The sequence below is a fragment of the Pseudomonas sp. H1_F01 genome (assembly GCF_054681425.1).
This window is the reverse complement of record NZ_CP162823.1, coordinates 3,930,794-3,944,128: the sequence shown is the minus strand read 5'-3', so window position 1 is coordinate 3,944,128 and position 13,335 is coordinate 3,930,794. Positions and strand designations below refer to the sequence as shown.

Here is a 13,335-nt window from a genome sequence, read left to right as displayed (position 1 = left end):
AAGGGCTGTCAGGTGTGGTTGATGATGTGGTTGGAGACAGGTTTGAATCTAGACGGCCCGGGTGTTTTTGCAAGGTCATCTGATGGCAATTTGATTTGGGCTGCCACTGCGCGTTTCAGGTACCCCGTACCAGCGGCTTGTCCCGCTCGTTCAGGGCCTCGAATACCCGCGCAACTGCGCCGGGCTGACGCCAAGGCGTTGCTTGAACAGCGTGGTCATGTGCGCCTGGGAGTTGAAGCCACAAGTGTGGGCGATATCGGTCAGTCGGGCGGTTGAATCGCGCATCAGCGCCCGTGCCTTGGCCAGGCGCCGGTCGATCAGGTAGCTGTGTGGACTTTTGCCGGTGGCATTCTTGAATGCCCGCATGAAATACCCTTCGGACAAGCCAAGCAGGCCGGCCATTTCCTTGACCCCCAGCGGACCGTCGAGACCGGCGTCGATGAACTCGTCGAGCAGGCGCATTCGCCCGCCGGTGATGGCCCCTTGTACGGGGGCCGAAAACGTCTTGGGGTCCTTTACCCGTTCAGCCAATCCGAGCGCCCAGGCCTCCCAGTCATCCTCTGCGCTGGCACGCAGCAATGCGCTGCGCATTCTCAGCGCGAGGGTGATGGCCTGCGGGTCAATACGGTTGTTGAACGCATGCTCCCCCGGCAACGCCATACCGTCGGTGCGCACGACCCGCAGGTATTCACCGCCCCTGGGGGACTCGGAGAACACGTCGCATTCGGCGGGGACGAATGCCAGGCCGTTGGGGATCGCCTCGAAGGGCTGCACGCGGTCGCTGCCGATGGCATGCAGGCCGCGCTGGCTGTCGAAGGCGAAGCCGATCGCCGACTGGGTGGCGACATAGCGGGTGGCGTAGGCGCAGCCGGGCAGCAATTCGATCGCCCACGGTCCTGCCTCGATGCGACGGACCGGTTCGGACTGGGGCGGCTGGTGGCGGTTTCGAGGGTTCATGAACAGCATAGTAGTGAAGAGAGGGCCTGAAAGTCAGGTCAGTTTTCTGAAAGCCCGCCGGTGGTGCCCTGATTAGACTGGGCAAAAACCCGGAGGCCCATCATGCACACACTGACTCGCGACGATATCGAACAAGCTGCCCGCCACTTATACGAAGTCATGCCCGCCACCGCCCAGTACGCCTGGCCCTTGCTGGCTGAGCGGTTGGGTTGCACGGTGTGGGTCAAGCACGAGAACCACACCCCGACGGGGGCCTTCAAGGTGCGCGGCGGCCTGACCTTCGTGCGCTGGCTCATGCGCGAGCACCCAGAGGCAAAAGGCATCGTCACGGCGACTCGCGGCAACCATGGCCAGAGCCTGGCGCTGGCGGCCAGCGCATTGGGTTTGAAAGCGTTGATCGTCGTGCCGCGCGGTAACTCGCTGGAGAAGAACAACGCCATGCGCGGTTTTGGCGGCGAGGTGGTCGAGTATGGCCGCGATTTCGATGAGGCCCGTGAAGAGGCCGCACGCCTGGCCCAAGTGCATGGCCTCTACCTGGTGCCGCCGTTCCATCCCGAGTTGGTCAAGGGCGTGGCGACCTATGGGCTCGAGCTGTTCAACGCGGTGCCGGACCTGGACACTGTCTATGTGCCGATAGGCTGCGGCTCGGGGATCTGCGCGGTCATCGCCGCCCGCGATGCCTTGGGCCTGAAGACCCACGTGGTGGGCGTGGTGTCCACCGAGGCCGTCGCGGCGAAGTTGTCGTTTGAAACGGGCAGGCTATGCGAGACCGATTCGGCGAATACCTTTGCCGACGGCTTGGCCGTGCGCAGACCCATTCCCGAGGCCTTTGCCATCTATGGAGCCGGGGCGGCGCGAATCGTAGCGGTCAGCGACGCTGAAATTGCCGGGGCCATGCGGGCGTATTACACCGACACCCACAACCTCGCCGAAGGTGCCGGCGCTGCCGCCTTGGCAGCGCTGATGCAGGAGCGTGAAACGATGCGGGGGAAAAGGGTGGCGGTGATTCTGTCCGGTGGGAATATCGACCGGCCGGTGTATGCGAATCTGATTGGCTGAGGTTGGGCTTGCCGCCGTCATCGCGAGCAAGCTCGCTCCCACAGTGGTTCTGTGTCGGATATGAATTTTTTATTCAATGGAGATTGAATCTGGGAGCGAGCTTGCTCGCGATGAGGCCTGTAAGCCCAATATCCATCGTTATTGCAGGCTCTGTGTCATAGCCGGCGAAAGGGCGGTCTGCGGGCGCTGCCACAAAGTGAAAGCTTCAGGGAGATGTTGCCCAGCCAACAGTCTGTTGCGGCACTGTTGCGCCCTGGACATTGGCTGCCTGTGACTATGAGCTTATGCTTTAAAAGAATTTCTAATGTGAATTCCAAGAGCGTTATGTTCTATGAAATTCACTCAGGAATGTCTTCATGAAGTTCGCCCGATCCCTGCGCCGTCTGTTCCTCAGCACATTGTTCGCCGCCCCTTTGGTCCACGCCAGCGAGCCCTTGGTACTGCACGTCGGCGACCAGAACTATTACAACGTACGGGCATCGGTGGAGGCTTCGGGTGTGCTTGAGGGCGCACCTTACCAAGTCGACTGGAAACACTTCCAGGCCGCCGCGCCCCTGGCCGAGGCGCTGAATACCGGCGACCTGGACCTGGGTTTCCTCGGCGATTCGGGTTTTCTGTTCCTGGCTGCCAAGCAGGCACCGGTGAAATTGATCGGTGTCTCGCGGCAGAACCCGGACACTATCGCGCTGCTGGTGCCCAAGGATTCACCGGTCAAGACCATCGCCGACCTCAAGGGCAAGAAAGTCGCCTATTGGCCCGGTGCCTGGAGCCAGCAACTGACTTTGCGCGCCCTGGAGCAGGCCGGTTTGCCAGAGAACCATGTGGCATTCATCAAGCTGATGCCGATCGACGCGGCGGCGGCCTTGCCCCAGGGCAGCATCGATGCGTTTCCGGTGTGGGAGCCCTACATCTCGCAACAGATCCTGTTCTCCGGCGCCCGACCGATCCTGACGGCGAAAAACCTCATGCCCGGCCTCAGCGCCATTGCCGCTTCGACGCCGGCCATCGACAGCAAGCGCGAAGCCATCGCCGACTTCCTCGGGCGTGTGAAACAAGCCCGCGCCTGGGTCGACAACCACACCGACCAATACGCGGACCTGTGGGCGAAAAAGGCCAACCTCGACCAGAACGTCTCGCGTCATTGGTTGCGTCAGGCACACATGAGTGTCGGCCCGGTGGACCAACAGGCTGCCGCCGACCTGCAAAGCACGGCGGACTTCCTGTTCAAGGTCAAGGCGCTGCCGGCACCGCTGGCCACTGCCGGGATTATCGACACGTCCTTCAACCAGGCCTTGAGCGAATAAACCGAGCCGCTCTGGATCAGGGCACCAGTACGGCTTTTGCGCTGCTGCCCTTGGCGATCAGCGCGTACTGGGCCTTGCCGTCCACCAGGGGGATTTCAAGAATATCCGTGGGAGCGTCGATGACGCCTGCCTCGAAGTGCTTGCCAAATTCTTCAAGCATCCGGGCGCAATCGGTATTGTCATAGAGCAGCGAGTTCACCCCGATCAAGATGCCGCCTTTGCGATAGAGCGCCAGGGCGGGGAAGTGCACCATCCCATCCGGCGGGGCAGCAATGATCGCGATGCGACCGAAGTTGGCCAATGCCGATACCGCCTCTTGCAGCCAGAAGCCGGTGGTGTCGAAGATGACCTGCGCCCCTCCCGGAAACACCGCGTTGACCTGCTCTGCAAGGCTGCCGGGCGCGCTGGTCACGATGACGTCGTAGCCTTTGGCTTGCAACTCGGCGGCCCGCTCCGGTCGCCGTACCGCCGCAAGCACACGGGCCCCGCGGGCCTTCGCCAGGGCAAGCGCCGCGCTGCCTACCGCGCCATTGGCGCCAATCACCAAGAATGTCGTGTCGCGCTGCACGTGGGATCGTTCAACGGCATCGTAGGCGGTGGTAAAAGGCACGCCCATAGCCGCCGCCTGGACGAAGGACAAACGCTCGGGCTTCAGGGCCACGCCACTTGCCGGAACCGTGAGGTATTGCGCATGGGAGCCGTCACGCAGGAAACCTGGGCCCCTGCCGGTTCCCCAGACCGCTTTGCCGAGCAGGTGTGCCGGGCCTTGCTCAACCACCCCGGCGAAATCACGGCCGGGCACGCGGGGCAAGGTGGTATAGGGGAAGCGGCCCTCGACATTCTTGACATCACTGGGGTTGAGCCCAGCCGCCTTGACCCGGATGAGGACCTCGTCGGGGCCCGGGACGGGTGTCGGCAAGTCAACGAGGCAGAGGTGGTCCAGGCTGCCGGTGGCGGAAAACTGTAGGGCTTTCAAGCTGCAATACTCCTCGACGAAATGTGCATCGAGGATAGCGTCCGGGCCGATAGTGAGCCCGCCAGAGAGTTTCGTCTATCGGACAAATCCCCTTGATGCCATCGCGTTTTTATACGCCGACGGTGCAACGCCCAGGGAACGGCGGAACATCTCGCTGAAACTGCTCAGCGTGTAGCCCAACCGCGCCGCTATCGTCCCCACCGAGTCACCCTCCAGGAGTGCGGCGACGGCGTGGGCCAACTGCACTTGGCGTCGCCACTCGGTGAACGTCAGGCCAAGCTCGGCATGGAACAACCGGGCCAAGGTGCGGGTGCTGGCCCCCACCGACTCGGCATGCTGCTCAAAGGACATGGCCAGGCCGGGGACGTCGAGCACCGTCTCGCACAAATTGTGCAAGCGCCTATCCCCGCCGGCAGGCATGGGCACCTTGAGCACCGCCGAGCGCTGCTCGCGAAGTTCCAGCACCAGCAGGTTGTCCAAGGCATCACGCAACGCAGGATCAGGACGGTTACCCAGCGCCACTCGCCGGATGATCAGCTCGCGCAGCAGTTTGCTGACATCGAGCACTTCCAGCTCAAGCCCCACGCCCATGGCCAGTTCTGCGCGTAAATAGAGATTGCGCATCTCCAAGGGCGAAACCACTCGGATCCCATGTGTGACCCGCGGCGGCAGCCACACCGCGCGCTGCGGCGGGACCAGCAGCGCAGCACCGGGTGTATCGACCCACATGAGACCACTTTGCGCGTAGAGAAGCTGGCCCCATTCATGATGATGAGGCGCGATCAACGTCCCGGATGAGTAGGTGCGGGAAAGCGGTTGAACAAGATGCGTCGTGTCCGTCAGATCGGGAGGTGAAGCAAGGGCCATGACCGGAACTCAGAACGATAACGGTGCTTTTTAGCACAAGTGCGCAAGCGTTGGGGCCTGGCGTGGCTGTACCGCCGCTATCGCGAGCAAGCTCGCTCCCACAAGGGATCCGGGTGTATCTCGAATCTCACAATCACCCCGGACACCTGTGGGAGCGAGCCTGCTCGCGATAGCGGTGGGTCAGATCGCACCGAGATTGGATGCCGCCTCCGCAGCCATGGCCGCCCGGACGCTAGGGCGTGCGGCGATTCGCGCCATGAACGCCGCCAGCGCCGGCCAGTCCCTGATCTGGATATTGAATAACGGCAGCCAGTTCAGGACGGTAAACAAATAGCCGTCGGCCAGGCCAAAGGTGCCCATCAGGTAATCCTGTTGTTCAAGGGCCTGGCTGAGGTAATCCAGGCGCCTGAACAGCTTTGCCCTGAAGATGGCCTTGGTCGGCTCTGCAATATCGGCGTTGAACAGTGGCGCACATCCGCTGTGAATCTCGGAGGTAATGAAGTTCAACCATTCCTGCAGGCGAACCCGCTCCCAGGTGCCATTGACCGGCGCCAGTGTGTTTGCGGGAACCAGATCGGCCAGGTATTGGACGATGGCGGGCCCCTCGGTCAGGACATCACCGTTATCCAGCACCAAGGCTGCCACGTAGCCCTTGGGGTTGATGGTCAGGAAGTCGAGCCCATCGGCAGTTCGTTTGGTCTGGTTGTCGACCCGAATCAATTCAAAGGGCAGGCCCAATTCCCGCAGCACGATGTGCGGGAACAATGAGCAGGTCATGGGGGCGAAGTACAGTTTCATGGTTTCCTCAAGGTCGGGGGGCGTGCCGCCAGAATCCGCGAGGGCCGGAACATTTTCAAAGGACATCTTCAGTGCTAGCGTATGACAAAATCTCATGAGAAAGCCAAACCCAATGGCCACACGAATCCCATCTCTAAATGGCCTGAAAGCATTCGAATCGGCCGCTCGCCACATGAGTTTTACCAAGGCCGCGCTAGAGCTGAACGTCACTCAAACAGCCATCAGCCATCAAATTCGCCGGCTCGAAGAGGAGCTGGGCGTGCGCCTGTTCCTGCGGCTCAAGGATGGTCTGGCCCTGACAGACGAAGGACATGGCTATTTCCCAGGCGTTCGTGCGGCGTTCCATGAGTTGCGCTATTGCACGCAGACGTTGCTGGAGAGCCGCAACAACAGCGTCTTGACCATCAGTACGCTGGTGTCCTTTGCCTCCAAATGGTTGTTGCCGCGACTGGCGTCTTTCCAGCAGGTATTTCCCAACATTGACGTACGCGTTACGGCCTCCACCGAACGGGTGGATTTTCGCAAGGGCGGCGTCGATGCGGCCATTCGTTACGGTTCCGGGGATTGGAAGGGCTTGCGGGCGGACTGGCTGATGGCCGATGAGATCTTTCCGGTGTGCAGCCCCAGGCTGCTGCAAGGTCCGACAGCCCTGGAGAATCCGGGCGATCTGGCCCGGCACACCTTGTTGCAGGTCAGTGGGGTGACCCACGACGACTGGAGTGCCTGGTTGAGTGCCGCCGGCCAACCGAAAAAACTGGCCGAAGGCAGCCGGTTGACTTTCGACCTTGCCATGATGGCTGTTCAGGCTGCGGTTGACGGCCTGGGGGTCTGCATCGGGCGTTCAACCTATGTCGAGGATGACCTGAAGGCCGGACGATTGGTTGCCCCCTTTGATCTGCGATTGAAATCTGACCTCGGCTTTTATTTCGTGAGCCCGCTTGAAACAGCCGACACCCCAAAAGTGCAGGCCTTTAGAACCTGGTTGATGGATTCGGTGAGTTTTGGCGCCAAAACATAATTACAGCGTACCGTTCAGCCTCCAGCCAGCGAGCCGATATGAATAAAAGGTCCGGTTACTTTCAGGGTTCACCGAGGGTACGTCATGTTTAATAAAACACTAAAAAATGAACTGACGGCTAGGACGGCCGAATTGGCAACATACAAAGGACTGGTCGGCGCCTTGGAGCGGTCGATGGCTGTCATCGAGTTCAGCCCCGATGGCAAGGTCCTTCGGGCGAACGAGAATTTTCTTGGCACGATGGGCTACCGTGCGGATCAGTTGGCCAGCCTGTCCCATCGGGATTTTTGCACCCCAGCGCTGGTGGGCAGCGCCGAGTATCGTGAATTCTGGAACCAGCTGCGCGCCGGCCAATTTGTTTCCGGCACGTTTCAGCGCCGTAGCGCGCAAGGCCAGAACGTGTGGCTGGAAGCTAGCTATAACCCGGTAGTGGACGAGCAAGGCCGCGTCGTGAAGGTGGTCAAGTACGCACTCGATGTCACCGCCAAGGTTGCCAGCGAGGCAGAAACACGTGGCCGGCTGGCGGCACTCGACCGGGCCATGGCAGTGATCGAGTTTGACCTGGGCGGCAACATCCTGACCGCCAACGACAACTTCTTGAATGTCATGAATTACACGTTGGCAGAGCTCAAGGGCAAGCATCACCGGATGTTTTGCGAACCGAGCCTGGTGGGCAGTTCGGAGTACAGTGATTTCTGGCGTCGTCTCAACGCCGGCGAGTTTTTCAGTGGCCAGTTCAAGCGCCTCGGCAAAAACGGCAAAGTCGTCTGGCTGGAAGCCAGCTACAACCCGGTCTACGACGCCGAAGGCAAGTTGTGCAAGGTTGTGAAGTTCGCCAGTGACATCAGCGAACGGGTGGAGAAGTTCGAAGAGGATTCGCGTGGCGCTTCCCGTGCGTACCATATCTCCGCCGAGACCGAGCGAGTGGCCGAACAGGGCGCCCAGGTGATCCACCAGACTGCCAAGGAGATGCGCGAGATCGCCGACAACATTGGCTCTTCCGCGCGTCTGGTTGGGCAGTTGGGGGCGCGTTCGGAAGAGATCACAGCCATCGTCAACACCATTCGCGGCATTGCCGACCAGACCAACCTGCTGGCCCTCAACGCGGCTATCGAGGCCGCGCGGGCCGGAGACCAGGGGAGGGGATTCGCGGTGGTGGCCGACGAGGTCCGGCAACTGGCCGGGCGCACCAGTCGCTCCACCTCGGAGATTGCCGAAATGATCGGCATGATTCTCTCCGAAACCCGCGACGCCGTCGCCAGCATGAACGTGACCCATGAAGGCGCATTGCGCGGTGTAACCCTGGCAGACCAGGCCGGCTCGGTCATCGTGCAAATCAGGAACGGGACCACGGATGCACTCGAGGCCGTGAGCATGTTTGCGTCCAAACTCGACGAGTCCGAGGTGATTCCCAAGACGGCTATCGGCTGGGTGGGCTGAGGTGAGCTGAGTCCTCGCCCCAGCGATCCATGCGCTTGACCAATTCAAGCAATACCGCTCGCAGTTCCGGCGGTCGCACGGGCTTGGCCAGCACCGAGATACTCAGGCTTTGCAGCGATTGGCGTATCCGCTCGATCTCATGCCCGGTGATGACCAGCGCCGGGACTTGCCAGCCGCGCTGCTCGCGTAGCGCGGCAATGCATTCGGCGCCCGAGACTTTTGTGCCCAGGTCGAAATCGGCGATGACGATGTCGCAATCGCTGGTCAGCCCTTCACCGTCGCTGTGGGCCTCCACCTCGCAGCCCCATTTTTCCAGCAGCGCCGAGGTCGCCATCAGCACGTTGGCGTCGTCTTCAACCAAACACACCCGCAACCCGTCCAGGCGATTCTGGACGGGCACCACCTTGGGCGCCATGACACGTGGTACCGCCGGTTTCAGGCCGCTGATCGCCACCCGGGTGCCTTGTCCGACCTTGGAACGGATGTGTATATCGACATTGAGCATCTGGCTGATGCGCTTGACGATGGACAGGCCGAGGCCGAGCCCCTCGACATCCTTGTCGCGCGCATGGCGAACGCGGTAGAACTCCTTGAACACCTCGGGCAAATGTTCGGCGGCGATGCCGCGCCCCTTGTCGTAGATCACCACGGCCAGGCGCTGGCCCTGGCGTCGCACGCCGATCAGCACGGGTTGGCCGGGTGCGTATTTGAGCGCGTTGGACAGCAGGTTCTGGACCATCGTGGTCAGCAAGCCGGGATTGACGCTGACCCAGTAAGGACAGGCGCGCAAACGCAGCTCGACGCCGGCCCAGCGGGCCGCTTCGGTGTTCTGCTTGACGACGTCCTGCAGCAATTGGCCCAGGTGTACGGTGTCGGCCTTCGGCATCGGTTGGCCGTGATCGAGGGTGTAGATATCGAGGATCGAGCGGAACAGTTGCGACACGGTGTGCAGCGAACGGTCGATGTTGTCCACCAGCCGCAATTCTTCCAGCCCCAGCCTGGCGTCACGCAGGCAGGCCGTAAACAGACCGATGGAGTGGATTGGCTGGCGCAGGTCATGACTGGCCTGGGCCAGGAATCGCGATTTCTCCTGATTGGCCAAAATGGCTTCTTCGGAGGCAATGCGTGTGCGCTTGAGCAAAATGTGCGCGTAGGCGGGCACCACAATGGTGGTGACGATCAACATCAGGAACATGTAGGGCTGCGTATGCCAGAACGGGGTCAGCCAGAAAACCAGTACCAGGGTCGACAGCGCGATAACGGTCGCCAGCGCCAGGTAGCGCGAGCCGAAGCGCATGCCATTGCCCAGCGTGACCCAGAGTAATGCAGCGTACACCGGGAGCGTGCCCTCTCCACCCACGATCATGGCAAATGCGATACCGGCATAGTCATGCAGCATCGTGAAAAGGCGCCGCCAGAAGAAGTGTCCAGGCCAGCGCTTGATGATCATGCGCAGGAACACCGAGACGAAGATGAACGTACAGATGTAGATAATGATGGGTACGTAGCTCGCGGCCTCTTCTGGATAGAGGCCGGCGAGGATGACGATATACAACAGCGCACAGGCGCTGACGGTCAGGCGTAACGTGGCCTGGTCGAGTTCACTGTTCTTTTCCACTGGCTTTGGCACCGCATGACCTCTGATGCCTCCAAGCGTAGCGGCTAGCCTCGGTGAAGGTTGGGAACAGACGTGATGCTGTCCCCAACGGGCGATGCCATTGCGTCAGTAGACCCTGTAGTACTTCACGACATCATCGACGAAATAGATGGTCAATACCGAACCCTGGCTCTGGCTCTGGCCTGTTTTCGTGCCGGTCACGCTGCTGACGTCATTGGCTACGGTTTGCGCCTTGGACAGTTGTGCCGAGGTTTCATACATCTTCAGGCTGGTTTCGGTCGAGACGTACTTATGGGCCAGCTTCATGTACTTATCCAGGCCTTCATCAGTCTTTTCATAGGTCCAGTTCGACTCGTTGCTGGAGCTCGTCGAATTGAGTTCTTCATTGGTCGGCGCGCCGAACATTTGAGTGATCTGGCCTTTTGTCGTCTTGCCCGGAATGATTGTTTGCTTGAGGTACGAGACGTCGTATTTTTTGGCGCCCTGATTCAAGGAACCCATCAAGTTGCCCAAGTCGCCGGTGTTTGCACAACCGTTCAGTACGCCCGCCAGCACGCACAGCGCCATTCCATTTCTAAGTGTTTTTCCATATTCGAAGGACATGATGACTTACCTTGAGTTAATGTCAGGACCATTCCATTTCAACCGTGCAGACGGTGAAGTTGACCCAGCATTGCGCCGCCTATCGATTTATAAAATCCATAGGCTTCGCACGTCATAACGTTTCAATAGGTACAGTGATACTGCACGGCGCATGGCATGTTGGCTTTCTTTATGTTTGGCTGTTCGAACAGCCTTTTTATGGAGCGTCCACAGCTTAGGGGGAGAGTACTGGGCGACGCTATAGTACAAGTGTGCTATGGCCTCGGAGATGGGCAGGCAGGGAGGGTGATGCTCAATTAATATTCGCGGTCGTTATACATTTAATTGTCTTGTTTTCCCGGCCATCCACCATTGCCTGGGAAGTTGGAAAACTGCGCCGCAGCCGCCGCGCGCGTGGGCACCCCCAGGGATTTGAGCAGGCTTGAGACATGGATGCGCACCGTGAACGGGGAAATGCCCAGGTCCCGGGCTATCTCCTTGTTGGTCTTGCCGGCGGCGATCAAGCCAAGCACTTGCCGTTGGCGCGCGGTCAGTTGGGAAAGTGCATCGTCCAGGATCGCGTTTTCGGCCTGATACTTCACCACCACTTCGCCTTCGCGTATTGCCATGATGGCGTCGGCAATACCGGCGGGGTCGATATTCTTGCCGATGAATCCGTCGGCACCCAGCGCCATCACTTGGGAAATAACGTCGACATCATCCACCATTGAAACCACAATGATCGAGGTGCGCTTGAACTCACTGCGCAACTGGCCGATTACTTGCAACGATTTGATCCCGGGAAAGCGCAAGTCGAGTATCAGGGAGTCCACTTCCATTCCGGAACGTGCCAGCGCCAATACTTCGTCCAGATTTCCAGCCTGTTCTATGGATGCTGTCGGTATGAGTCGTTCAATGGTCCTCAGCATACCTTCGCGAAACAAAGGATGGTCATCTGCCACAATTACTCTGCACGTCATGCTTCAGATCCTTCTGATCTTCCAGTTCACGAATCGTAACCTAAACTGCCCCCTTGGGTTTCAAGTTTGAAACAACCTTTCATGTTGGAATAATCCAGTGACTATGACGGAAAAGAATAGCGAGCTTGATCAGGCTACCTTGAGATTGACGGTCGGGGCCTGTGCTTCACTCTACGTCATTGTGGTGGCCTGTCTGGCCAGTGACTTCGATACCTATGTACCGATCCTGTGGTACATGGCCTTTTTTTTCGGCGTCGCGGTCCCGCTGCGCATGGCGATCAAGCGTTGGCCCGGGCACTTCATCCTGCGTCGTCTTTTTGCCATGACCCTCGACTATGCAAGCCTCGCCTTCGCCTTGATCGTGGGTGGGGAGGGGTTGCTACCGGTGTACGCCGCATTGCTCTGGGTCACGTTGGGCAATGGCATGCGCTTCGGCTCGCGCTACCTGGCTGCCGCGACGTTGATCGCTCTCGCTACCTTGGTGGTGATCTTCCTGCTCACGCCGTTCTGGCGTGGTCAGCCCTACGTGTTCCTGATGCTGATCGTCACCACCATAGTGGTGCCCGCCTACGCGCATATCCTGCTGACCCGAACCCGCATCGCTTCGGAGGAGGCGATTGCCGCGAACCAGGAGAAATCCCGCTTCCTGGCCCAGGCCAGCCACGACTTGCGCCAACCGATTCACTCGATCGGCTTGTTCACCGCCTGCCTGCGCGATGCCCGGTTGGGCCAGGAAGAGTTGCGACTGGTGGACAACATCGACCGCTCGTTGCACATCGTCTCGCAGCTGTTTCGTTCGATCCTCGATATCTACACCCTCGATAACGGGCAGCTTGAACCGCAGGCCGAACCTGTACACCTGGGCGCGTTGCTTCAAGATGTGGTCAAGCAGAACACCGAAGCCGCACGCTGGGCCGGTGTCGAGTTGCGCCTGCGGCCTTGCCGGCATTGGGTCAATGTCAACGCCGGCCTGTTGGCGACCATGGTGCAGAACCTGGTCTCCAACACGCTCAAATATGCCTCCGGCCAACCAGTGTTGATCGGCGTGCGGCCGAAAGGCAGCGGCCTGGCCATCGTCATCTACGACAAGGGCCGGGGCATTGCCGCCGAACACCTGCCCGAGGTGTTCAAGGAGTTCTATCGGGTGCGCCACGTTCGTGACAAGGACGTCGAGGGGCTGGGCCTGGGGTTGTCCATCGTCAAGCGAATCAGCCTCCTGATCAATCTGGACATCCAGCTGGACTCCCGGCTCGGCAAGGGCACGCGCGCCATGATCCAGGGGCTGGAAACGGTTGCGCCAAGGGCGATGGTGGACAGGCCGGTGTCCACCCATAGCCGTTTGCAAGGCTTGCGGGTGTGCCTGGTGGAGGATGACGCCAACGTGCTGATGGCGACATCCGCGCTATTGGAGAAGTGGGGGTGCGAAGTGGAAACCCACATCGACGGGGTGGGCGTGACCAGCGACTGCGACATCATCATTGCCGACTTCGACCTGGGCACGAAGGTCTCCGGTTCCGAATGCATCGCCGCGATTCGCGAGCAACGGGGTTGGGAAGTCCCCGCCATGATCATGACCGGCCATGAAATCGAAAGAATTCGCCACGCGCTGCACCACATGAACATCTCGATCCTGGCCAAGCCTGTGCGGCCTCCGGAGTTGCGGGCGACCTTGCTCGAGCTGACCAAGAACTTTGCCAGCGTCAGGACCTGACCTCCGTTCGGGCCATGCCTCGTGC

12 protein-coding genes and 1 pseudogene are annotated in these 13,335 nt (G+C 60.1%); 6 read left to right on the top strand and 7 right to left on the bottom strand.

Going from position 1 to position 13,335, the window contains the following annotated elements:
• Nucleotides 1–150: 150 nt before the first annotated feature.
• Complete coding sequence (locus AB4O09_RS17950) at nt 151–966, bottom strand: helix-turn-helix transcriptional regulator (RefSeq protein ID WP_013693133.1); 816 nt, start codon at nt 964–966, stop codon at nt 151–153.
• A 93-nt stretch (nt 967–1,059) separates the two neighbouring features.
• Here AB4O09_RS17950 and AB4O09_RS17945 point away from each other — a divergent pair, with 93 nt between their 5' ends.
• Nucleotides 1,060–2,016, top strand: coding sequence for a threonine dehydratase (locus AB4O09_RS17945; RefSeq protein WP_039011729.1), 957 nt, complete (start codon nt 1,060–1,062; stop codon nt 2,014–2,016).
• Between the two features lie 356 nt (nt 2,017–2,372).
• Nucleotides 2,373–3,320, top strand: coding sequence for an ABC transporter substrate-binding protein (locus AB4O09_RS17940; protein WP_003201065.1), 948 nt, complete (start codon nt 2,373–2,375; stop codon nt 3,318–3,320).
• A 16-nt stretch (nt 3,321–3,336) separates the two neighbouring features.
• Here AB4O09_RS17940 and AB4O09_RS17935 read toward each other — a convergent pair whose 3' ends face one another.
• The 3 genes from AB4O09_RS17935 to gstA form a co-directional block, all read right to left on the bottom strand.
• Nucleotides 3,337–4,296, bottom strand: a complete 960-nt coding sequence (locus AB4O09_RS17935) for a quinone oxidoreductase family protein (protein ID WP_013693135.1) — start codon at nt 4,294–4,296, stop codon at nt 3,337–3,339.
• Nucleotides 4,297–4,371: 75 nt separating this feature from the next.
• Nucleotides 4,372–5,163, bottom strand: coding sequence for an AraC family transcriptional regulator (locus tag AB4O09_RS17930; protein WP_038859257.1), 792 nt, complete (start codon nt 5,161–5,163; stop codon nt 4,372–4,374).
• A gap of 180 nt (nt 5,164–5,343) precedes the next feature.
• Nucleotides 5,344–5,961 (bottom strand): glutathione transferase GstA, encoded by a 618-nt coding sequence (gene gstA, locus AB4O09_RS17925; protein WP_038859346.1) that lies wholly within the window; start codon nt 5,959–5,961, stop codon nt 5,344–5,346.
• 112 nt (nt 5,962–6,073) lie between these two features.
• Here gstA and AB4O09_RS17920 point away from each other — a divergent pair, with 112 nt between their 5' ends.
• The 3 genes and pseudogenes from AB4O09_RS17920 (at nt 6,074) to AB4O09_RS17910 (ending at nt 8,419) form a co-directional block, all read left to right on the top strand.
• Nucleotides 6,074–6,979: a transcriptional regulator GcvA gene (locus AB4O09_RS17920; RefSeq protein WP_028237081.1), complete on the top strand. Its 906-nt coding sequence runs from the start codon at nt 6,074–6,076 to the stop codon at nt 6,977–6,979.
• Nucleotides 6,980–7,063: 84 nt separating this feature from the next.
• Nucleotides 7,064–7,831: pseudogene (locus AB4O09_RS17915) on the top strand (PAS domain-containing protein); the annotation flags it as partial.
• Nucleotides 7,805–8,419, top strand: coding sequence for a methyl-accepting chemotaxis protein (locus AB4O09_RS17910; RefSeq protein WP_371914646.1), 615 nt, complete (start codon nt 7,805–7,807; stop codon nt 8,417–8,419). The pseudogene AB4O09_RS17915 and the gene AB4O09_RS17910, both read left to right, overlap by 27 nt.
• Here the strand turns inward: AB4O09_RS17910 and AB4O09_RS17905 are convergent.
• From AB4O09_RS17905 to AB4O09_RS17895, 3 genes are all read right to left on the bottom strand, one after another.
• Nucleotides 8,400–10,037, bottom strand: coding sequence for an ATP-binding response regulator (locus AB4O09_RS17905; RefSeq protein WP_003201074.1), 1,638 nt, complete (start codon nt 10,035–10,037; stop codon nt 8,400–8,402). The genes AB4O09_RS17910 and AB4O09_RS17905 overlap by 20 nt on opposite strands.
• A 105-nt stretch (nt 10,038–10,142) precedes the next feature.
• The gene (locus AB4O09_RS17900; RefSeq protein WP_003201077.1) at nt 10,143–10,640 is read right to left on the bottom strand and encodes a hypothetical protein; all 498 of its coding nucleotides are present in this window, start codon (nt 10,638–10,640) and stop codon (nt 10,143–10,145) included.
• A gap of 320 nt (nt 10,641–10,960) precedes the next feature.
• Nucleotides 10,961–11,599 (bottom strand): response regulator, encoded by a 639-nt coding sequence (locus tag AB4O09_RS17895; RefSeq protein WP_003201079.1) that lies wholly within the window; start codon nt 11,597–11,599, stop codon nt 10,961–10,963.
• A 103-nt stretch (nt 11,600–11,702) separates the two neighbouring features.
• Between AB4O09_RS17895 and AB4O09_RS17890 the strand changes: the two genes are divergently transcribed.
• A complete protein-coding gene (locus AB4O09_RS17890) occupies nt 11,703–13,310 on the top strand; it encodes an ATP-binding response regulator (protein WP_460108426.1) in 1,608 nt (535 codons plus the stop codon).
• Nucleotides 13,311–13,335 lie beyond the last annotated feature (25 nt).

Excerpts from the sequence above, each read along its gene's own strand:
- AB4O09_RS17890 (WP_460108426.1), top strand. The coding sequence starts at position 11,703 with ATGACGGAAAAGAATAGCGAGCTTGATCAGGCTACCTTGAGATTGACG.
- AB4O09_RS17920 (WP_028237081.1), top strand. The coding sequence starts at position 6,074 with ATGGCCACACGAATCCCATCTCTAAATGGCCTGAAAGCATTCGAATCG.
- AB4O09_RS17940 (WP_003201065.1), top strand. The coding sequence starts at position 2,373 with ATGAAGTTCGCCCGATCCCTGCGCCGTCTGTTCCTCAGCACATTGTTC.
- AB4O09_RS17930 (WP_038859257.1), bottom strand. The coding sequence starts at position 5,163 with ATGGCCCTTGCTTCACCTCCCGATCTGACGGACACGACGCATCTTGTT.
- gstA (WP_038859346.1), bottom strand. The coding sequence starts at position 5,961 with ATGAAACTGTACTTCGCCCCCATGACCTGCTCATTGTTCCCGCACATC.
- AB4O09_RS17900 (WP_003201077.1), bottom strand. The coding sequence starts at position 10,640 with ATGTCCTTCGAATATGGAAAAACACTTAGAAATGGAATGGCGCTGTGC.
- AB4O09_RS17895 (WP_003201079.1), bottom strand. The coding sequence starts at position 11,599 with ATGACGTGCAGAGTAATTGTGGCAGATGACCATCCTTTGTTTCGCGAA.
- AB4O09_RS17945 (WP_039011729.1), top strand. The coding sequence starts at position 1,060 with ATGCACACACTGACTCGCGACGATATCGAACAAGCTGCCCGCCACTTA.
- AB4O09_RS17950 (WP_013693133.1), bottom strand. The coding sequence starts at position 966 with ATGCTGTTCATGAACCCTCGAAACCGCCACCAGCCGCCCCAGTCCGAA.